Raw genomic sequence first — 19,907 nt, forward strand, 5'->3', positions numbered from 1 at the left:
CTATCCCAGCCGCATCACGCGGCGCCAGAACAGCACCGCGACCATCACAAAAACCGCCAGCCCCAGATAAGACGCGATGGACGCGAAGCCTTCGCCCGCGATCGCCAGCGGCGCGTCCGTGCCCGCCGCGCCGATGATGGCCGCCATCAGCACGCCGACCAGGCTTTCACCCACGATCAGGCCGGAAGCGATCAGCACCCCGCGGCGGTTCGCCGCATCCGCGTACTGTTCGTAGGGCTTGCCGGCGGCCGAGGCGCGACGCCGCAAGGCACGTTCCAGCAGCCACGCCAGCACTGCGCCAGCCACAATGGGCGCGGCCACCGTCGGCGGCAGATAGATGCCGATCCCGACCGCCAACACCGGGATGCGGGCCACGCGGCACGTGCGCTTCAGAATCTCGTCCACCACGATCAGGCCCACGCCCACGGCCATGCCGATCAGGATCATGGTCCAGTTCAATTGGTGGGTGAAGATGCCGCGCGCGATCGCCAGCATCAGCGTGGCCTGCGGGGCCGACAGCGCCTGCGCCGGATCCATGCCTTCGCGCGGCATCGCATCCGCGAAACCGTAGGCGTTGTACAGCAGCTCCAGCACCGGCGAGATCACCGCGGCGCCCACCACGCAGCCGATCAGCAGCGCCACCTGCTGGCGCCACGGCGTGGCGCCCACCAGCCATCCCGTCTTCAGGTCTTGCAGGTTGTCGTTCGAAATCGATGCCACGGCCACCACGGCCGACGTACTGAAGATGGACAGCGCGATCGCCATCTGCACGCCGTTCTGCACGCCAAGCAATTCGCCGCCCAACGCCAGCATCAGCAGCGACACCAGCACGATGGCCACGATGCCGACGCCCGAAATCGGGCTGGTCGACGACCCCACCAGGCCTGCCATGTAGCCGCAAGCCGCCGCTACCAGAAAGCCGAACACGAAGGCGAACAGCACGGCGTAGGCCACCAGCTTCCAGATGGCGCCGGCCGACAACGGCGCGTCAGACAGGAACACCTGGAACGTGATCACCAGAATCGCCACCAGGATCAGCGTGACGATGGAAATCCAGCCGGCGGACAGGTCGCGCTCGGTGCGCGGCGCCTGGCCTGCCCGGGCCGCGCCCGCCTTGGTCAGCGCCGAAAACGACGCCTTCACGCCGCGCGCCATCGGCATGAACAAGGTCGCCAGCGTCCAGATGGCGCCCACGCCGATTACGCCAGCGCCGATGAAGCGCACCTGCGACGACCACAGCCCGGTGGCGTATTTGGCCAAGGTCTGGCCGGCGGGGATGTCGCCCATGGCGGTCAGGACCGGCACCGCGATACCCCAGGAAATGATCAGGCCGGTCAGCATGGCCAGGCCCGCGACGATGCCGATCAGGTAGCCCGCGCCCAGCAACGCCAGGGAAAAGCCCATCGGCAGGCGGAACACCGCGCCGCCCATGGCGAACCAGCCGCTGACACTGTCGCCCAGCACGCGCAGGCCGCTGGCGGCAAAGCTGACCACGGCCGCCACCACGCCGCCCGTCACGATGTCGCCCATGCCGGTCGCGGCAGGCTTGGCGCCGGGCCGGCCGCTGGCCTGGCCAGCGTCCCCGGCCGCATCCTGCGCCCGTTCGGCGCTGCCCACACGCAGGATCTCGGCGGCCGCCACGCCTTCCGGATACGGCAGATCGCTTTGCACCACCATCACATGGCGCAACGGGATCGTGAACATCACACCCAGCATGCCGCCGGCCGCGCAAATGCCCAGCGTCTGCCAGAACGGAAAGCCCTGCCAGTGCCCCATCATGACCAACGCGGGCAGGATGAAAATGATGGACGACAGCGTGCCGGCCGCCGAAGCCTGCGTCTGCACCATATTGTTTTCGAGGATGTTCGCGTCCTTGAACAGGCGCAGCACCGACATCGAGATCACCGCCGCGGGAATGGCGGATGAGAACGTCAGGCCAACCTTCAGCCCCAGGAAGACGTTGGAGGCGGTGAAGATCACGGTGATCAAGGCGCCCAGCAAGACGCCGCGGAACGTCAGTTCCGGAAGGGTGACGTTTGCCGGGACGCTGACGGGTTGAGTCATTGAAGTCTCCCGTTGTGGGTTCTGCTAAACCGCGCATTCTAGCGCTTCAGCGTCCACGCAGTGGTCACCACGCGTAAACGCCGCTTGGCGGCAGATGCTGCCGGCTTTGGAAACGCTTGCAAAAGATTATGCTGAAAGCGGGCCTTTCCACCCTGGAATTTGATGACTCATGCCTTCGACACAGGTCTAGCATTGAGCGATAACAGGAGACATCACGACCATGCGCGACGCCAGCCAACCCATCGCCGGGCAAGACGACCGGCACGACGCCGACCCATCGGAAACCGCCGAATGGCGCGACGCCCTGCAGTCGCTGGTCGATAATGGCGGGGCCGGCCGCGCCGGCTACGTGTTGGACAACCTGCTTGGGCACGCCGCGTCGCTCGGGTTGCGCGCCAACAGCCAGACCCGCACCGCCTATCTGAACACGATACCCGCCGACCAGGAGCCCCCCTTCCCCGGCAACTTGGCGGTGGAAGAACGCATCGCCCGCATCAACCGCTGGAACGCACTGGCCATGGTCGTACGCGCCAACCAGGCGCATGGCGAACTGGGCGGCCACATCGCCAGCTACGCCTCCGCCGCCGACCTGTTCGAAGTGGGCTTCAACCATTTCTTCCGCGCGCAGTCGGCCGACGGCCCGGGCGACCTGGTCTACATGCAACCGCATTCGGCGCCCGGCGTTTATGCCCGCGCCTACCTGGAAGGCTTCCTGGGCGAAGACGACCTGGCCCACTTCCGGCAAGAGATAACCGCCACCGCGCGCGGGCTGCGTGGTCTGTCGTCCTACCCCCATCCCTGGCTGATGCCGGATTTCTGGCAGTTCCCCACGGGTTCCATGGGCATTGGCCCCATCAACGCCATCTACCAGGCGCGTTTCATGCGCTACCTGGAACACCGCTCTCTGGTGCCTGGCGGCGACCGCAAGGTCTGGGGCATTTTCGGCGACGGCGAAATGGATGAACCGGAATCCATCGCGGCGCTGACGCTGGCCGCGCGCGAAAAGCTGGACAACCTGGTCTTCGTCGTCAACTGCAACCTGCAGCGGCTGGATGGCCCGGTGCGTGGCAACGGCCGCATTATCGACGAGCTGGAAACGTTATACGCGGGCGCAGGCTGGAACGTGATCAAGCTGGTCTGGGGCAGCGACTGGGACGCGCTGCTGCGGCGCGATACCGGCGGCGCGCTGGCCCGCGCGTTCGCGAATACCGTGGACGGCCAGTTCCAGACCTTCGCCGCCAACGACGGCGCCTTCAACCGCGCCCATTTCTTCAACCAGAATCCCGAACTGGCGGCGCTGGTGGCCGACTGGACCGACGAGGCCATCGACCGTCTGCATCGCGGCGGCCACGACATGGTGAAAATCCATGCCGCCTACCACCGCGCGGCCCGGCACCGGGGCCAACCCACCGTGATCCTGGCGCAGACCAAGAAAGGCTTCGGCATGGGATCGGCCGGCCAGGGCAAGATGACGACGCACCAGCAGAAGAAGCTGGACGACGAGGCCCTGCTGGCCTTCCGCGACCGCTTCGCGCTGCCGATCTCGGACGCGGACTGCCTGGCGCTCAAGTTCTACCGCCCCGCCGAAGACAGCGCCGAACTGCGCCACCTGCAAGCGCGGCGCGCGGCGCTGGGCGGCCACATTCCGCGCCGCCGCACGCAGGCCCCGCGGCTGACACCACCCGCCGCCGAACACTGGGCGCGCTTCGCATTGGCCGCCGACGGCAAGGAAATGTCGTCCACCATGGCCATCGTGCGCATGCTGACCGCCTTGCTGAAAGACGCCACCGTGGGCGCGCGCATCGTGCCCATCGTGGCGGACGAGGCCCGCACGTTCGGCATGGCCAATCTGTTCCGCCAGATCGGCATTTACTCGGCGCAAGGCCAGTTGTACGAGCCCGAAGACATCGGCTCGGTGCTGTACTACCGCGAGGCGCGCGATGGCCAGATCCTGGAGGAAGGCATTACCGAGGCCGGCGCGATTTCATCCTGGACCGCGGCCGGCACCAGCTATTCGGTCAACGGCCTGCCGATGCTGCCCTTCTATATCTATTACTCGATGTTCGGCTTCCAGCGCATCGGCGACCTGATCTGGGCCGCCGCCGACCAGCGCACCCGGGGCTTCCTGATCGGCGCAACGTCCGGCCGCACCACGCTGGGCGGCGAAGGCTTGCAGCATCAAGACGGCTCCAGCCACATCATGGCCGCCGCCGTGCCCAACTGCCGCGCGTACGACCCGGCCTACGCCTTCGAGGTCGCCGTCATCGTCGAACACGGCATGCGCCGCATGCTGGACGAGCAACGCGACGAATTCTTCTACCTGACGGTCACGAACGAAAACCTGGCGCAGCCCGACATGCCCGCCGGCGCTGGCGTGCGGGACGGCATCCTGCGCGGAATGTACCTGCTGCGCCCCGCCCAAGGGCAAGCCCAGGTGCGCCTGCTGGGCGCGGGTCCGATGCTGCGCGAAGCCGAAATGGCGGCGGACCGCCTGCGCACGCGCCATGGCGTGGACGCCGAGGTCTGGAGCGTCACCAGCTTTTCCGAGTTGGCCCGGGATGGCCGCGAATCGGAGCGCGCCCGCGTGTTGGGGCTGGACGCGGCGGACGGCGCGGACTGGGTCCGCACCTGCCTGGGCACAAGCGACGCGCCGGTCATCGCCGCCACCGACTACGTGCGCGCCGTGCCCGAACAGATCCGCGCCTGGGTGCCCGCCCCCTACCGGACCTTGGGGACGGACGGCTTTGGCCGCAGCGACACCCGGGCCCAGCTGCGCGATTTCTTCGAAGTCAGCGCCGACTGGATGGTGCTGTACGCGCTGGACAGCCTGGGCCGCCAGGCGGACGCCGACACGCTGCGCCAGACCTTGAACGCCCGGGCGCGGCAAACCCCGCCGTGGGAACTATAGGCGCTGCACGCCGGTCCCGCCGGACCTCTACACGCCGCTCGCACTTGCCGTCGCGAGCGGCGAAATATCCCGCCGCTTTTTGATCAAAACGGCTGGCTCGCTGCACTGCAACAACCAAGCGCCCGCGCTTTCTGGTGAAATACGGGTGTTCCCTAAGCATTTCGCGAAGAAACCGGCGGGCCGTGAGCCCGCCGTTTGTCATCCCGTTTTCTTTTTCAGTTAGTGCCTCAGAGGCCCGATCCCATGGACGAAACTCTTACCAAAATGGCGTTGGATTACCACGCCTATCCCACCCCCGGCAAAATCTCGGTCGTCCCGACCAAGACGTTGGCCAACCAGGACGATCTGTCCCTGGCCTACTCCCCCGGCGTGGCCGCCGCTTGCATGGCGATCTTCGACCAAGGCGATGACGCTGCCTCGAAGTACACCTCGCGCGGCAACCTGGTGGGCGTGATCACCAACGGCACGGCCGTGCTGGGCCTGGGCAACATCGGCCCGCTGGCCGCCAAGCCGGTCATGGAAGGCAAAGGCTGCCTGTTCAAGAAGTTCGCCGGCATCGACGTGTTCGACATCGAACTGGCCGAAAACGACCCCGACAAGCTGGTCGACATCATCGCGGCGCTGGAACCCACGCTGGGCGGCGTCAACCTGGAAGACATCAAGGCGCCCGAGTGCTTCTACATCGAAAAGAAGCTGCGCGAGCGCATGAAGATCCCCGTCTTCCATGACGACCAGCACGGTACCGCCATCATCTCGTCGGCCGCCATCCTGAACGGCCTGAAGGTCGTGGGCAAGGACATCGGCTCGGTCAAGCTGGCCTGCTCGGGCGCCGGCGCCGCCGCCATCGCCTGCCTGGACCTGCTGGTCCACCTGGGCGTCAAGCGCGAGAACATCTTCGTGGTGGACTCCCGTGGCGTGATCTGGGATGGCCGCGATGAAAACATGGAAGCCAACAAGAAGCGCTACGCGCAGAAGACCGACGCGCGCACGCTGGCCGACGTGGTCAACGGCGCCGACGTGTTCCTGGGCTGCTCCACCGCTGGCGTGCTGACGGGCGACATGGTCAAGACCATGGCCGACCGTCCGCTGATCCTGGCGCTGGCCAATCCGGAACCGGAAATCCGCCCGGAAGTCGCCAAGGCTGCCCGCCCGGATTGCATCATCGCCACCGGCCGTTCGGACTACCCGAACCAGGTCAACAACGTGCTGTGCTTCCCCTTCATCTTCCGCGGTGCGATGGACGCTGGCGCGTCGCGCATCACCGAAGAAATGAAGCTGGCCTGCGTGAAGGCCATCGCCGAACTGGCGCAGGCCGAGCAGAACGATGAAGTGGCCCGCGCCTACGCCGGCCAGGAACTGTCGTTCGGCCCCGACTACATCATCCCGAAGCCGTTCGACCCGCGCCTGATCGTCCAGATCGCGCCCGCCGTGGCACAGGCCGCCGCCGACTCCGGCGTGGCTGCCCGCCCCATCGAAGACATCGAGGCCTACCGCCAGAAGCTGATGGGCTTCGTGTACCACTCGGGCCAACTGATGCGCCCGTTGTTTGCCCAGGCCAAGAAGGCGCCCAAGCGCGTCATCTACGCTGACGGCGAAGACGAACGCGTCCTGCGCGCCGTGCAGACCGTAGCCGACGAAAAGCTGGCATTCCCGATCCTGGTCGGCCGCCCGGCCGTCATCGAAATGCGCATCCAGAAAGCCGGCCTGCGCCTGATCGCTGGCCAGCACTTCGAGATCGTGGATCCGGAAGACGACAACCGCTTCAACGAAACCTGGAACGCGTACTACCAGTTGAAGGGCCGTGAAGGCGTGACGCCGGCCATCGCCAAGGCGATGATCCGCAAGCACAACACGCTGATCGGCGCGATGCTGCTGCGCCGCGGCGATGCCGACGCCCTGCTCTGCGGCGTGGCCAGCAAGTACGACAACCAGCTCAAGTACATCGACGAAATCATCGGCAAGAAGGAAGGCCAGACGTACGCTGCGCTGAACGTGCTGATGCTGCCCGACCAGACGCTGTTCGTCACCGACACCCACGTCAACGAAAACCCGACGTCGGAAGAAGTGGCCAACATCACCATCCAGGCCGCCGACGAAATGCTGCGCTTTGGCGTGGTGCCGAAGATTGCGCTGCTGTCGCACTCGAACTTCGGCAGCCGCGTGACGGAATCGTCGAAGAAGATGGCCGCCGCCAGCAAGCTGGTGCAAGAACGCGCGCCCGACCTCGAAGTGGATGGCGAAATGCACGCTGACGCCGCCCTGTCCGAGAAGATCCGTGTGCTGGCCTATCCGGACAGCACGCTCAAGGGCCGCGCCAATCTGCTGGTCATGCCGAACCTGGATACCGGCAACATCACGTACAACATGCTGAAGATGACGGGCAGCAATGGCGTCGCCATGGGTCCGATCCTGCTGGGCGCCGCGCGCCCGGTGCACATCCTGACGACCAGCGCCACCGTGCGCCGCATCGTCAACATGACGGCCCTGGCCGTCGTGGATGCGCAGCAGGAAGCGGCCGAGGCCGCCAGAAAGCGTCGTTGATCGCCAGCCGGCGGTAACGGAACGGGTGCCCCACGGGGCACCCGTTTTTCTTTGCGCCGCCACAACCGGCGCCGGCCGAAACGCTGGCCCGCCTGAGTGGCCGGATGGTACAACCCAAGCTTGCCCATTTCCCTGGAGACGACATGCTGGCCGATGCCCTGTACGCCTGGTTTCACTACCTGGCGATTTTCGTAATGGTGGTGGTCCTGACCGCCGAAGCCGTGCTGCTGCGCCCCGATCTCACCGCCAACGGCGTGAAGCGCCTGATCATCTACGATCGTCTCTACGGCGTCAGCGCCATTCTGGTATTGGTCACCGGCGTGCTGCGGTTGACGCTGGGCGCGAAGGGCGCCGCGTTCTACATGAGCACGCCCTGGTTCCACGCCAAGATCACGCTCTTTGTCATCATCGCGCTCTGTTCGATCCCGCCCACGCTGGCCATGCTGCGCTGGGCCAGGCAATCCCGCCAGCAGGCAGGCTTCGTGCCGGCCTTGCCCGAAATCAAGCGGGTGCGGCGCTGGGTGATGATCGAATCGCACCTCTTCATCTTCCTGCCCCTGTTCGCCGTCCTGATGGCGCGGCACATCAGCGTGTAGGCGCAGGGGCCGGCCAGCCCTTGGCCAGGCATGTCATCAGATAGTCGACGAATGCCCTGGCCCGGGCCGGCAACAGCCGCGTCTCGGTCACCACATGCACGGGAAATGGCCCCAGGCTCCAGCCCGGCAAGACGCGGCGCAGGCCGCCTGAGCGCTCAAGCTCGCTTTGGTCCCCGCCCAACGGCGCAATGCCCGCGCCCAGCACCGCCAGTTGGCGGGCCATGCCCGCCTCGTTCACCGAAAACCGGCTGCCCGGCATGACGCTGATCTGCTCTTGTCCGCGCGTCAATGGCCACCGCGTCGGCGCCCCATGCGCCTCGGCGCGGAAACCGATGCACTCGTGCGCGGCCAGTTCGGAGGGATGCGCCGGCGCGCCGTGGGCCGCCAGATAGCTTTCCGACGCGTACAGATGGACATTCACGGCCCCCAGGCATCGGGCGATGCGCGTGGAATCCGGCATCTCGCCGATCTTGATCGTCAGGTCGCAGGGTTCGGCCACCCGATCCGCATGGTCCAGGCTGGCCAGGTTCATGTGGAAGGCCACCTCCGGATGCCGCCGCGAAAATCCCAGGAAAATCTCGGCCATCACGTCGGTGGCGAACGTGGCGGGCATATTGACGCGCAGCAGGCCCGAAGGCGTCGCGGTCAGGGCCTGCAATTCCTCGTGCGCGACCTGGGCTTCTTCGACGATACGCAGGCAGCGCTCCAGATAGAGCTCTCCTGCTCCCGTCAGCTCTACTTTGCGCGTGCTGCGGTTGAGCAGGCTCAGGCCAACCGAACGCTCCAGTTCCGCCACCCGGCGCGACAGCGTCGACTTCGGCAGCCCCAGCACGACAGCGGCGCGACTGAAGCTGCGCGCCTTGGCCACTTCCGCAAACAGCTCCATGCTGTGCAGGCGCTTCACCGACGTCTCATCCGAAATCACTCCCTTACGGTTCAGCCGGTGTGGGACGCCACCGGCAAGCCGCATTGTCGGGCGAGACTTTTAAGAATTTCTTAACGTGCCCCTTCCGACCCGACCGGGCAGCCGCTATGGGCAGGCCGCCCGTCTGGGCAGCACGGGCGCGTCGTCGCCGACGACAAACGTCGCGAATTCAAACACGCCAACCGCTTCGTTCTTCTCGATGCCGGCCAACGTTCCATCGAACGCCTGCAGCACCGACATGCCTGCCGGCACGTCCTCGTGGCCGTCGCGTTTGGCGGGTTGCCCATCCGCAGGGCTGAAGGCGAATATGCCCGGAAACGGTTCGCGCCCGTCGCCCTGGCCCCGGCGAAGGGTCTTGACCCGGGTGCCAGGCGCATAGTGGAACCCGCCCAGATCCAACCTGCACGCCAGCTCCGTGTCGCTGACCCGCAAGAGGCGGCGGTCGGCGTCCAGGTAGATCCGGGGATCGCTCAGCATCAGCCCGAACACCTTGACCGCCACGGGGTCCTTGACCTCCACACGCCAGCGGTCCGGGTCGGATGAGCCGTCCGTATATACGGTGCCGCTCGAGCCGTACAGGATCGAACCCGGCGCAAGGGTCAAATCCCCCACCTGGTTTCCGCTGCCCAGTTGGCACTGGTTCAGCCCCTTCATGCCGCCCTCGCGCGTCGTGTCGAACTCGATGTCGCGGGTAGCGTCGCAGCGCCAACCCAGCACCGCCTGATCGCCCTGGCCGCTGAGGATGACGGTTCGCGGATACCGGCCAGTCAGCGCATACGTGTCTTTGTCGTAGTCGCTGTCAAGAAAGCGCCGCACGCGCATCGCCTGCACGCCGAACATCGTCACCGGCTGTGGGAAGTCGGCTTCCAGGTAGGTGTCCAGCTGCCCTTCGTCCTGCAGGGTCAGCCGCGTGCCGGCGGGCATGGGCGTGCCGCCCACCGTTGCCGCTTGTTCCAGCGTGACATGGCGCGCGGCCTCCCGGCGATCGCCTTCCCGCTCGATCTGCCAGATAACGACCTGGACCCACGCATAGAAGGCAAACGGCACCGCCAGCACCACGAACAACGCGGCTGACAGCTTCCAATGCCTGCGGACGAACCGGCGATGCGTCGCGCTTGCCGCGAACATCGCGGCCCAGCCAACAAGCACGATGCCGGCAAGAAAGCCAAAGGAAAGCAGCAGGTAGAAACTGGCAGAGGGGAGCGCGACGGGAATCATGGCAAGCATGATATCCGCTTATTCGGCACAAAAAAAACCGCCCGAAGGCGGTTTCTTGCCGAAGCGGAAAAGCAGATTAACGCTTGTCCATCGGGGGCACGTCGCGGGTGACCGAACCCGTGAACAGCTGGCGCGGACGGCCGATCTTGTAATCGGGATCCGACAGCATTTCGTTCCACTGGGCGATCCAGCCCACCGTGCGGGCCAGCGCGAAGATAGCCGTGAACAGCGAGGTCGGGATGCCGATGGCGCGCTGGACGATACCCGAGTAGAAGTCCACGTTCGGGTACAGCTTGCGCTGCACGAAGTACGGATCCGACAGGGCGATGCGTTCCAGTTCCATGGCCAGCTTGAACAGCGGGTCGTTTTCCAGGCCCAGGGCCGAGAGCACTTCCTTGCAGGTTTCCTGCATCAGCTTGGCGCGCGGGTCGTAGTTCTTGTAGACGCGGTGGCCAAAGCCCATCAGGCGCACGCCCGAGTTCTTGTCCTTGACCTTCTCCATGAACTCACCGACCTTGTCGATGCCGCCGTTGGCTTGCAGCTCTTCCAGCATTTGCAGGCAAGCTTCGTTGGCGCCGCCGTGAGCCGGGCCCCACAGGCAAGCCACGCCGGCCGAGATGGCGGCGAACGGGTTGGTGCCCGACGAACCGCACAGGCGCACGGTGGACGTCGACGCGTTTTGCTCGTGGTCGGCGTGCAGGATGAAGATGCGGTCCAGCGCGCGCTCGACGACTTCATTCACCTTGTAGTCTTCGCACGGCGTGGCGAACATCATGCGCAGGAAGTTGCCCGTGTAGGACAGGTCGTTCTGCGGATAGATGAACGGTTGGCCTTGCGAATACTTGTACGCCATCGCAACCAGCGTCGGCATCTTGGCGATCAAACGGATGGCCGAGATGTGGCGATGCTGCGGGTTCGTGATGTCGGTGGAGTCGTGGTAGAACGCGGACAACGCGCCAACCAGGCCCGTCAGCACGGCCATCGGGTGGGCGTCGCGGCGGAAGCCACGCAGGAAGAAGTGCAGTTGCTCGTTGACCATCGTGTGATGGGTCACTTGCGAGTCGAAGTCGGCCTTCTGTTCCTGGTTGGGCAGATCGCCGTTCAGGATCAGGTAGCAGATGTCCATGAAGTCGCAATTGACGGCCAATTGCTCGATGGGGAAGCCGCGGTACAGCAGTTCGCCCTTGTCGCCGTCGATGTACGTGATGCCCGATTCGCAAGCCGCGGTGGACATGAAGCCCGGGTCAAACGTAAACATGCCCGTCTGGCCATACAGCTTGCGGATGTCGATCACATCCGGACCGACCGTGCCCTTGTAGACAGGGAACTCAATGGGTGCGCTGCCATCCGAGAAGGATAGAGTGGCTTTTTTGTCAGACAGGTTCATGTTTATTCCTCTCACATTAATCAGAGTGCGCGCATCTGGCCAATAATGCCCCGAAGCCTGGGAGTATCCAGTTCACCTTCGAGTTCCTTGCGGGCCAGCAGCAGGTCGAGAAGATCGTTGTCTCCCATCTCGAACAGCTGGGTCAATGCGGCCACATCATCATCGGTAAGTTCAGCCTCGTAAGCGTCAAGATACCGAGTGATGATCAAGTCGTTTTCGAGCAGGCCGCGGCGCGCCCGCCAACGCAGACGCGCCCGCTCCAGTTCAGTTAGCCTGCTCATCGTTACACCATAAGTACAAAAGTCTTCACACTAGAAACTAGACCGTGCGGCGGACCATCAGTTCCTTGATCTTGCCGATCGCCTTGGTCGGGTTCAGTCCCTTGGGACAGACGTCGACGCAATTCATGATGGTGTGGCAACGGAACAGGCGGTACGGATCTTCCAGGTTGTCCAGACGCTCACCCGTGGCTTCGTCGCGGCTGTCGGCGATGAAGCGGTAGGCTTGCAGCAGGCCGGCCGGGCCGACGAACTTGTCCGGATTCCACCAGAACGACGGGCAGGAAGTGGAACAGCACGCGCACAGGATGCACTCGTACAGACCATCCAGTTCTTCGCGCGCCTCCGGCGACTGCAGGCGCTCTTTTTCGGGCGGCGGCGCGTCGTTGATGAGGTACGGACGAACGGAGTGGTACTGATTGAAGAAGTGCGTCATATCCACGATCAGGTCGCGGATGACGGGCAGGCCCGGCAGCGGGCGCAGGACGATGGGTTCCTTCAATTCGCGAAGGTTCGTCGTGCAGGCCAGGCCGTTCTTGCCGTTGATGTTCATGGCGTCCGAACCGCACACGCCTTCACGGCACGAGCGGCGCAGGGCCAGGCTGTCATCGACGTCGTTCTTGATGCGCACCAGCGCATCCAGCAACATCTTGTCGGTCGGCTGGAGTTCAACGTCCAGCTTCTGCATGTACGGGCGCTCGTCCTTGTCCGGATCGTAGCGGTAGATTTCGAACTTGACGATTCTCTTGGTGCTCATAATGGGCTCTATCCGGACTTAGAAGGTACGCGCCTTGGGCGGGAAGGACTCAACCGTCAAAGGCTTCATCTGCACGGGCTTGTAATCCAGGCGGCTGCCTTCGGAATACCACAGCGTGTGCTTGAGCCAGTTCTCGTCGTCGCGCGTCGGGTGGTCGTCCAGCGCGTGAGCGCCGCGGCTTTCCGTACGGGCAGCGGCCGACTTGATCGTGGCGCGGGCCACTTCGGTCATGTTGGCCAGTTCCAGCGCTTCGACGCGCGCGGTGTTGAACACCTTGGACTTGTCCTTGAAGTAGATGCTGTCGGCTTGCTTGGCCAGATCTTCGATCTGCGTCACGCCTTCGTTCAGCAGTTCCAGCGTGCGGAACACGCCGCAGTGGCGCTGCATCGAGAAGCGGATGGCGTTGCCGATGTCTTGCGTCTTTTCGCCCGAGGTGCGCGATTCCAGCTTGTTCACGCGGTCCAGCGAGAACTCCACGGCTTCCTTCGGCAGATCCTGGTGCGCGCGCTGGCGCTCCGGGTGCGAATTGACGATGTGGTTGCCGGTGGCGCGGCCGAACACGATCAGGTCCAGCAGCGAGTTCGTGCCCAGGCGGTTGGCGCCGTGCACCGACACCGCCGCGCATTCGCCGATGGCGTACAGGCCGTTGACGACCTTGTTCTCGCCGTTTTCACGCGACAGCACCTGGCCGTGGTAGTTGGCCGGAATGCCGCCCATCTGGTAGTGGATGGTCGGAACGACGGGGATCGGTTCCTTGATCGGGTCGACGTTGCCGAACTTGATGGCGATTTCGCGGATCGAGGGCAGACGCTTGTTGATGACGTCGGCGCCCAGGTGGTCAAGCTTCAGGACGACGTAGCTGCCGTCCGGACCGCAACCGCGGCCTTCCTTGATTTCCTGATCCATCGAGCGGGACACGAAGTCGCGCGGGGCCAGATCCTTCAGCGTGGGCGCATAGCGCTCCATGAAGCGTTCGCCATCCTTGTTCAAGAGGATGCCGCCTTCGCCACGCACGCCTTCCGTGATCAGCACGCCCGCGCCGGCGACGCCGGTCGGGTGGAACTGCCAGAATTCCATGTCTTGCAGCGGGATGCCCGCGCGCGCCGCCATGCCCAGGCCGTCACCGGTGTTGATGAAGGCGTTGGTGGACGCGGCCCAGATACGGCCAGCGCCGCCGGTGGCCAGCACCGTGGTCTTGGCTTCCAGGATGTAGATCTCGCCCGTTTCCATTTCCAGGGCGGTCACGCCCACGACGTCACCGGCTTCGTTGCGCAGCAGGTCCAGCGCCATCCATTCGACGAAGAACTGGGTGCGCGCGGCAACGTTGCGCTGGTAGAGGGTGTGCAGCAGCGCGTGGCCGGTGCGGTCGGCGGCGGCACAGGCGCGCTGCACCGGCTTTTCACCGAAGTTGGCGGTGTGGCCGCCGAACGGACGCTGGTAGATCGTGCCGTCGGGGTTGCGGTCGAACGGCATGCCGAAGTGCTCAAGCTCGTACACGGCGTTCGGCGCTTCACGGCACATGAATTCGATGGCGTCCTGGTCGCCCAGCCAATCCGACCCCTTGACGGTGTCGTACATGTGCCAGTACCAGTTGTCTTCGCTCATGTTGCCCAGCGAGGCGCTCACGCCGCCTTGCGCGGCAACGGTGTGCGAACGCGTGGGGAACACTTTGGACAGCACGGCAACCGACAGGCCCGCTTGGGACAGTTGCAGCGAACAACGCATGCCGGCTCCACCGGCGCCAACGACCACCACATCAAACTGGCGGCGCGGCAAGGATTTCATGACAGAGACCACGGCTTAAATGCTCCAGAGGATTTGCGCGAAGTAAACGACCGTACCGATCAACCAGAGGATCGTCAGCACTTGCAGCAGCAGGCGCAGGCCCACAGGCTTGACGTAATCCATCCAGATGTCGCGCACGCCAATCCAGGCATGCCAGGCCAACGCAATGAATGCAAGGGAGGCCAGGATCTGGCCTACCGGAATGAAGCCCACGTAGAAATTGAACAGCTTGACCCAATGTTCATACGTGAAGGCGGGCATCGTCAGGATGCCGACAAGCAGCACCAGCGTGTACACGGCCATGATGACGGCGGTGATGCGCTGGATGATGAAATCCATGACCCCATAGTGGGCGCCGACGACCAGGCGCTTGGGTCCGTAGTTTTTAGCGGCGGCCATTTACAGCACTCCGAACAGTTTGAGACCGAACACCAGCGTCAGCGCCAGGCTGACACCGAAGACCACGCCGGCGCTTTTCTTGGCCGACAGCTTGTCGATACCGATGTGCAGGTCCAGCAGCAGGTAGCGAATGCCGGCACAGAAGTGGTGCAGGTAGCCCCAGATCAGGACCAGGAAGACAAGCTTGACGATCGGGTTGGCCGCGATGGAGGCGATCCAGGCGAACGACTGCGGTGCGGCCACGCTTGCTGCGAACAGCGGCACGATGACCAAGGGCAAACAGAGGAACAGCAAAATGCCGCTGATGCGGTGCAGGATGGACAGCTTGCCGGCCAGGGGCAGGCGATAGGAGAACGCAACTTGGGCAAGCCCAATATTGCGAAACTGCGGACGTGGCTTGGCAGCGGTGTCGGACATGACGGCCTCGGTGTTTCGGAACTAGGGAATCGTGACGGCGGAAATGCCGTGGCCCTTGCGGGCAAACACGGTATTTTCGCCCAGAGATAGGGTTGGTATCAAATCGTAGTGTAAAAGCTCATCAATTCAGACTATTGCGGTAGTGGTATCGATCGGTCAAGTACAACCCCCGGCGAATTTCCATGGGGCGGTCACCATAGGTGTACGACACCCGATCCACCTGCAACAACGGCGTGCCGGCGGGAACATTAAGCAGCGGACAGACTTCGGCTGGCGCGATCACCGCGCGCAGCTTTTCGTCCGCGCGCACCATGCTCACGCCGAACTCGGATTCGAACAGACCATAGAGCGGCGCCTTGTTGGCAGTCAGCAGCTCGAGGGTCAGTCCACGGAAAATGGTGCCAGGCAGCCAGATATCGTCCACGACGGTCGGCGTCTGCCCCATGGACAGCAGGCGGCGGATCATGACGACCGTTTCGCCCGCCCGAAGGTCCAGGGCGCGCGCGATCTCGGCGGGCGCCCTCAGGCGCCGGCATTCCAGGATGCGGCTTTCGGCACGGCCGGGCTCGCCTTCTTCGTCGGCGGCCAGGCGCAGGAAACGGTAGCGGACGCGGGCTTCGTGATGGGTGGCGACAAAGGTGCCCTTGCCCTGGCGGCGCAGCAGCATGTGCTCGGCCGCGAGCTCATCGACCGCCTTGCGCACCGTGCCCTGGCTCACCTGGAAACGGGCGGCCAGATCGATTTCGCTGGGGATGAGTTCACCGGGCTTCCATTCGCCGCGCTCAAGGCTTTGAACGAGCAGATCCTTGATCTGGCGGTAGAGCGGACTGAAAGCGGCTCCCTCGCCCGTTGAACGGGCGGCGCGAGTGCGTAAGGAGGTTTCGGGCCGAGGCTCTGCCATGGATCTTCTTGAAAGTGTCATGTTCATCCGGATGATGGGAAGGCAGCTCAAAAACAGGGTGCAGACCCACATCCAAAATGCGCCCGCAAAGGCACAGCGGACTGTGCTGCAACGCATTCGAATAAACGCTCTATTGTGGCATATCGGGCGGGAAGCTGTCCAACGTCTTATGTCTTATATAAGATAGAAGAGCGTTTGACGCACCCGTAAAATCGATCTAGGATTCACGGCTGTCAGGGGCCCGCGCAGGCTTGCCCGCACGCGCCGTTTTGGCCCCCTCAACGATTACACTGATTGGTGAGATTTTTCTCGCCAAACCATTACGGAGAACGTCCATGTCCAAGCCTGCCTTGCGTGTCGCCGTCACCGGCGCCGCCGGCCAAATCGGTTACGCACTGCTATTCCGCATCGCCTCCGGCGAAATGCTGGGTAAAGATCAACCCGTCATCCTGCAACTGCTGGAAATCCCCGACGAGAAAGCGCAAAAGGCCCTGAAGGGCGTCATCATGGAATTGGATGACTGCGCCTTCCCGCTGCTTCAGGAAGTGACCGCCCACAGCGACCCGCGCACCGCCTTCAAGGACGCCGACGTGGCCCTGCTGGTCGGCGCCCGTCCGCGCGGCCCCGGCATGGAACGCAAGGACCTGCTGTCCGTCAACGCCCAGATCTTCACGGCGCAGGGCAAGGCCCTGAACGACGTGGCCAGCCGCAACGTCAAGGTCCTGGTCGTCGGCAACCCCGCCAACACCAACGCCTACATCGCCATGAAGTCGGCCCCGGACCTGCCGGCCAAGAACTTCACCGCCATGCTGCGCCTGGACCACAACCGCGCGCTGTCGCAGTTGTCGGCCAAGTCGGGCAAGCCGGTTGCCGATATCGAAAACCTGATCGTCTGGGGCAACCACTCGCCCACGATGTATCCCGACTTCCGTTTCGCCACCGTCGGCGGCGAGTCGCTGACCAAGCTCATCAACGATGACGCCTGGAACCGCGACACGTTCATCCCGACCGTCGGCAAGCGCGGCGCCGCCATCATCGAAGCCCGTGGCCTGTCCTCGGCCGCTTCGGCCGCCAACGCCGCCATCGACCACGTCCGCGATTGGGTCCTGGGCAGCAACGGCAAGTGGGTCACGATGGGCATCCCGTCGGACGGCTCCTACGGCATCCCGGAAGGCATCATCTACGGCGTGCCGGTCACGACCGAAAATGGCGAATACAAGCGCGTCGAAGGCCTGGAAATCGACGCCTTCTCGCGTGAGCGCCTGGACTTCACGCTGAAAGAGCTCCTGGAAGAGCGCGACGGCGTCAAGGACCTGCTGAAGTAAGCAGCGTTTGAATGAAGAATTGGGCCCGTTGATGCGGGCCCAATTCCTAAGCAGGACCGGAACACCAGACCGGCGCATAAACCTGTCCCTTCGCCCCGCTGCCTGCGATTGTCGCGGAGGGGACAGATTTATATTCCGGACCCGCGATAAGGTCGTGGGCTAGCCATAAGAAAGAACGGAGACCTCCATGTCCAGACCCGAATCGCCCGGCGCCCTCTTCCGCCGCGCCCTCGCCGAAGAAAGCCCGCTGCAGATCATTGGCGCCATCAACGCAAACCACGCCTTGCTGGCCAAGCGCGCCGGCTACCGCGCCATCTACCTGTCCGGCGGCGGCGTGGCGGCCGGATCGCTGGGCTTGCCCGACCTGGGCATCAACACCATGGACGACGTGCTGACCGACGTGCGCCGCATCACCGACGTGTGCGACGTGCCGCTGGTGGTGGATATCGACACCGGCTTTGGTCCGTCGGCGTTCAACATCGCCCGCACCGTCAAGAGCCTGATCAAGTTCGGCGCGGCGGCGTGCCACATCGAAGACCAGGTCGGCGCCAAGCGCTGCGGCCACCGCCCCGGCAAGGAAATCGTCACGACCGAAGAAATGGCCGATCGCGTCAAGGCGGCCGCCGACGCCCGCACCGACAGCGACTTCTACCTGATCGCCCGCACCGACGCCATCGCGTCGCATGGCGTGGACGCCGCGATCGAACGCGCGTTGGCCTGCGTGGAAGCCGGCGCCGACGCGATCTTCGCTGAAGCCGCTTATGACCTGCCCACCTACGACCGCTTCGTCAAGGCCGTCAAGGTGCCGGTCCTGGCCAACATCACCGAATTCGGCAAGACACCGCTGTTCACCGTCGAAGAACTGAAAAGCGTGGGCGTGGGCATGGTGCTCTATCCGCTGTCCGCCTTCCGCGCCATGAACAAGGCCGCCGAAGCCGTCTACACCGCCATCCGCCGCGACGGCCACCAGAAAAACGTGGTGGACCTGATGCAAACGCGCGAAGAGCTGTACGACCGCATCGGCTACCACGAATTCGAATCCAGACTGGATGCGCTCTTCCAAAAGGGCAAAGCGTAAGTCCGCAACGCCTTTTGTATCCGGCGCCGCGGCCATCCCGGGGCGCCACGCTTTCCCCCCATATCGTCAATCGCGAAAGGAAAGGAGTAGAGACATGAGCACGGCTCCCAAGAAGCAAGAAGCCAAACCGGACGCCAAGCCGGAAGAGAAAGCCGGCTTCAAACCCAAGAAGTCCGTCGCCCTGTCGGGCGTGGTCGCAGGCAATACCGCGCTGTGCACCGTGGGCCGCAGCGGCAACGACCTGCACTACCGTGGCTATGACATCCTGGACATCGCGCACACCAGCGAGTTCGAGGAAATCGCCCACCTGCTGGTCCACGGCAAGCTGCCCAACAAGGCCGAACTGGCCGCGTACAAGCAAAAGCTGAAGAGCCTGCGCGGCCTGCCGGCGCAACTGCAAGTGGCGCTGGAAGCGTTGCCCGCGTCGAGCCACCCGATGGACGTGATGCGCACCGCCGTGTCCGTGCTGGGCTGCGTGCTGCCCGAGAAAGACGACCACAACACCCCGGGCGCGCGCGACATCGCCGACCGCCTGATGGCCAACCTGGGTTCGGCCCTGCTGTATTGGTACCACTACAGCCACAACGGCCACATGATCGACGTGCAGACGGACGATGACAGCATCGGCGGCCACTTCCTGCACCTGCTGCACGGCGAAAAGCCCAGCGACGAATGGGTCAAGGCGATGCACATCTCCCTGAACCTGTACGCCGAACACGAATTCAACGCATCCACGTTCACCGCGCGCGTCATCGCCGGCACCGGTTCGGACATGTTCTCGTCCATCGCCGGCGCCATCGGCGCGCTGCGCGGCCCCAAGCATGGCGGCGCCAATGAAGTAGCGTTCGACGTGCAGAAGCGGTATGAAACGCCGGACGAGGCCGAAGCCGACATCCGCCGCCGCGTCGAGGCCAAGGAAGTTATCATCGGCTTTGGTCACCCCGTCTACACCGTGTCCGACCCGCGCAACAAGGTCATCAAGGACGTGGCCAAGAAACTGTCCAAAAAGGCCGGCAGCACCAAGATGTTCGACATCGCCGAACGCCTTGAGACGGTCATGTGGGACATCAAGAAGATGTTCCCCAACCTGGACTGGTTCTCGGCCGTCAGCTACCACATGATGGGCGTGCCCACCGCCATGTTCACCCCGCTGTTCGTCATTGCGCGCACCGCAGGCTGGTCGGCTCACATCATCGAGCAGCGCATCGACAACAAGATCATCCGCCCCACCGCCAACTACGTGGGCCCGGAAGATCAGAAGTTCGTGCCGCTGGACAAGCGCAAGTAGGCCCGGCGCAAGCCAGACGAGAGCAAGGGCGCAGCATGGC

At 64.2% G+C, this 19,907-nt stretch carries 16 protein-coding genes; 6 read left to right on the forward strand and 10 right to left on the reverse strand.

Translation table 11 applies throughout. The annotated features are described in order from the left end of the window. Entirely contained in the window at positions 1 to 2,064 is a 2,064-nt protein-coding gene (locus CQ050_RS01200) for an OPT family oligopeptide transporter (protein WP_105555037.1), read from the reverse strand. A 220-nt stretch (positions 2,065 to 2,284) separates the two neighbouring features. Between CQ050_RS01200 and mdeB the strand changes: the two genes are divergently transcribed. The 3 genes from mdeB (at position 2,285) to CQ050_RS01215 (ending at position 8,109) form a co-directional block, all read left to right on the forward strand. Then, positions 2,285 to 4,972 carry an alpha-ketoglutarate dehydrogenase gene (mdeB, locus tag CQ050_RS01205; RefSeq protein ID WP_105555038.1) on the forward strand — a complete coding sequence of 896 codons (2,688 nt, stop codon included), beginning with the start codon at positions 2,285 to 2,287 and terminating at the stop codon, positions 4,970 to 4,972. Positions 4,973 to 5,215: 243 nt separating this feature from the next. Beyond that, complete coding sequence (locus CQ050_RS01210) at positions 5,216 to 7,513, forward strand: NADP-dependent malic enzyme (protein WP_105555039.1); 2,298 nt, start codon at positions 5,216 to 5,218, stop codon at positions 7,511 to 7,513. Between the two features lie 143 nt (positions 7,514 to 7,656). Beyond that, positions 7,657 to 8,109, forward strand: a complete 453-nt coding sequence (locus tag CQ050_RS01215) for a DUF2214 family protein (RefSeq protein WP_105555040.1) — start codon at positions 7,657 to 7,659, stop codon at positions 8,107 to 8,109. On the opposite strand, the gene CQ050_RS01220 is transcribed toward CQ050_RS01215, so the two are convergent. The 9 genes from CQ050_RS01220 to CQ050_RS01260 form a co-directional block, all read right to left on the reverse strand. Beyond that, on the reverse strand, positions 8,099 to 8,995 hold the full coding sequence (locus CQ050_RS01220; protein WP_105555550.1) for a LysR family transcriptional regulator: 897 nt from the start codon (positions 8,993 to 8,995) through the stop codon (positions 8,099 to 8,101). The two genes, CQ050_RS01215 and CQ050_RS01220, sit on opposite strands and share 11 nt — an antisense overlap. Positions 8,996 to 9,139: 144 nt before the next feature. Further along, positions 9,140 to 10,261 carry a hypothetical protein gene (locus CQ050_RS01225; protein WP_233213770.1) on the reverse strand — a complete coding sequence of 374 codons (1,122 nt, stop codon included), beginning with the start codon at positions 10,259 to 10,261 and terminating at the stop codon, positions 9,140 to 9,142. A gap of 67 nt (positions 10,262 to 10,328) precedes the next feature. Continuing rightward, positions 10,329 to 11,639: a citrate synthase gene (gene gltA / locus CQ050_RS01230; protein ID WP_050449832.1), complete on the reverse strand. Its 1,311-nt coding sequence runs from the start codon at positions 11,637 to 11,639 to the stop codon at positions 10,329 to 10,331. 20 nt (positions 11,640 to 11,659) lie between these two features. Then, positions 11,660 to 11,920, reverse strand: coding sequence for a succinate dehydrogenase assembly factor 2 (locus CQ050_RS01235; RefSeq protein WP_046802661.1), 261 nt, complete (start codon positions 11,918 to 11,920; stop codon positions 11,660 to 11,662). A 37-nt stretch (positions 11,921 to 11,957) separates the two neighbouring features. Then, complete coding sequence (locus CQ050_RS01240) at positions 11,958 to 12,674, reverse strand: succinate dehydrogenase iron-sulfur subunit (protein WP_105555041.1); 717 nt, start codon at positions 12,672 to 12,674, stop codon at positions 11,958 to 11,960. A gap of 18 nt (positions 12,675 to 12,692) precedes the next feature. Then, positions 12,693 to 14,471, reverse strand: a complete 1,779-nt coding sequence (sdhA, locus tag CQ050_RS01245; RefSeq protein ID WP_105555042.1) for a succinate dehydrogenase flavoprotein subunit — start codon at positions 14,469 to 14,471, stop codon at positions 12,693 to 12,695. A gap of 3 nt (positions 14,472 to 14,474) precedes the next feature. After that, the gene (gene sdhD / locus CQ050_RS01250; protein WP_006223905.1) at positions 14,475 to 14,858 is read right to left on the reverse strand and encodes a succinate dehydrogenase, hydrophobic membrane anchor protein; all 384 of its coding nucleotides are present in this window, start codon (positions 14,856 to 14,858) and stop codon (positions 14,475 to 14,477) included. Next, the gene (sdhC, locus tag CQ050_RS01255) at positions 14,859 to 15,275 is read right to left on the reverse strand and encodes a succinate dehydrogenase, cytochrome b556 subunit (protein WP_006223904.1); all 417 of its coding nucleotides are present in this window, start codon (positions 15,273 to 15,275) and stop codon (positions 14,859 to 14,861) included. Positions 15,276 to 15,396: 121 nt separating this feature from the next. Further along, entirely contained in the window at positions 15,397 to 16,176 is a 780-nt protein-coding gene (locus tag CQ050_RS01260; protein ID WP_006223903.1) for a GntR family transcriptional regulator, read from the reverse strand. A gap of 335 nt (positions 16,177 to 16,511) precedes the next feature. Between CQ050_RS01260 and CQ050_RS01265 the strand changes: the two genes are divergently transcribed. From CQ050_RS01265 to prpC, 3 genes are all read left to right on the forward strand, one after another. Beyond that, positions 16,512 to 17,501: a malate dehydrogenase gene (locus CQ050_RS01265; protein ID WP_105555043.1), complete on the forward strand. Its 990-nt coding sequence runs from the start codon at positions 16,512 to 16,514 to the stop codon at positions 17,499 to 17,501. A 187-nt stretch (positions 17,502 to 17,688) separates the two neighbouring features. After that, positions 17,689 to 18,579 carry a methylisocitrate lyase gene (gene prpB / locus CQ050_RS01270; protein ID WP_006218121.1) on the forward strand — a complete coding sequence of 297 codons (891 nt, stop codon included), beginning with the start codon at positions 17,689 to 17,691 and terminating at the stop codon, positions 18,577 to 18,579. A 94-nt stretch (positions 18,580 to 18,673) separates the two neighbouring features. Next, entirely contained in the window at positions 18,674 to 19,867 is a 1,194-nt protein-coding gene (gene prpC / locus CQ050_RS01275; protein WP_105555044.1) for a 2-methylcitrate synthase, read from the forward strand. The last annotated feature ends 40 nt before the right edge of the window (positions 19,868 to 19,907 follow it).

The sequence above is a fragment of the Achromobacter sp. MYb9 genome (genome assembly GCF_002975275.1).
GTDB lineage: Bacteria > Pseudomonadota > Gammaproteobacteria > Burkholderiales > Burkholderiaceae_B > Achromobacter.

Coding starts and splice junctions, on each gene's coding strand:
- CQ050_RS01200 (WP_105555037.1), bottom strand. CDS start 2,064: ATGACTCAACCCGTCAGCGTCCCGGCAAACGTCACCCTTCCGGAACTG.
- mdeB (WP_105555038.1), top strand. CDS start 2,285: ATGCGCGACGCCAGCCAACCCATCGCCGGGCAAGACGACCGGCACGAC.
- CQ050_RS01210 (WP_105555039.1), top strand. CDS start 5,216: ATGGACGAAACTCTTACCAAAATGGCGTTGGATTACCACGCCTATCCC.
- CQ050_RS01215 (WP_105555040.1), top strand. CDS start 7,657: ATGCTGGCCGATGCCCTGTACGCCTGGTTTCACTACCTGGCGATTTTC.
- CQ050_RS01220 (WP_105555550.1), bottom strand. CDS start 8,995: ATGGAGCTGTTTGCGGAAGTGGCCAAGGCGCGCAGCTTCAGTCGCGCC.
- CQ050_RS01225 (WP_233213770.1), bottom strand. CDS start 10,261: ATGCTTGCCATGATTCCCGTCGCGCTCCCCTCTGCCAGTTTCTACCTG.
- gltA (WP_050449832.1), bottom strand. CDS start 11,639: ATGAACCTGTCTGACAAAAAAGCCACTCTATCCTTCTCGGATGGCAGC.
- CQ050_RS01235 (WP_046802661.1), bottom strand. CDS start 11,920: ATGAGCAGGCTAACTGAACTGGAGCGGGCGCGTCTGCGTTGGCGGGCG.
- CQ050_RS01240 (WP_105555041.1), bottom strand. CDS start 12,674: ATGAGCACCAAGAGAATCGTCAAGTTCGAAATCTACCGCTACGATCCG.
- sdhD (WP_006223905.1), bottom strand. CDS start 14,858: ATGGCCGCCGCTAAAAACTACGGACCCAAGCGCCTGGTCGTCGGCGCC.
- sdhC (WP_006223904.1), bottom strand. CDS start 15,275: ATGTCCGACACCGCTGCCAAGCCACGTCCGCAGTTTCGCAATATTGGG.
- CQ050_RS01260 (WP_006223903.1), bottom strand. CDS start 16,176: ATGGCAGAGCCTCGGCCCGAAACCTCCTTACGCACTCGCGCCGCCCGT.
- CQ050_RS01265 (WP_105555043.1), top strand. CDS start 16,512: ATGTCCAAGCCTGCCTTGCGTGTCGCCGTCACCGGCGCCGCCGGCCAA.
- prpB (WP_006218121.1), top strand. CDS start 17,689: ATGTCCAGACCCGAATCGCCCGGCGCCCTCTTCCGCCGCGCCCTCGCC.
- prpC (WP_105555044.1), top strand. CDS start 18,674: ATGAGCACGGCTCCCAAGAAGCAAGAAGCCAAACCGGACGCCAAGCCG.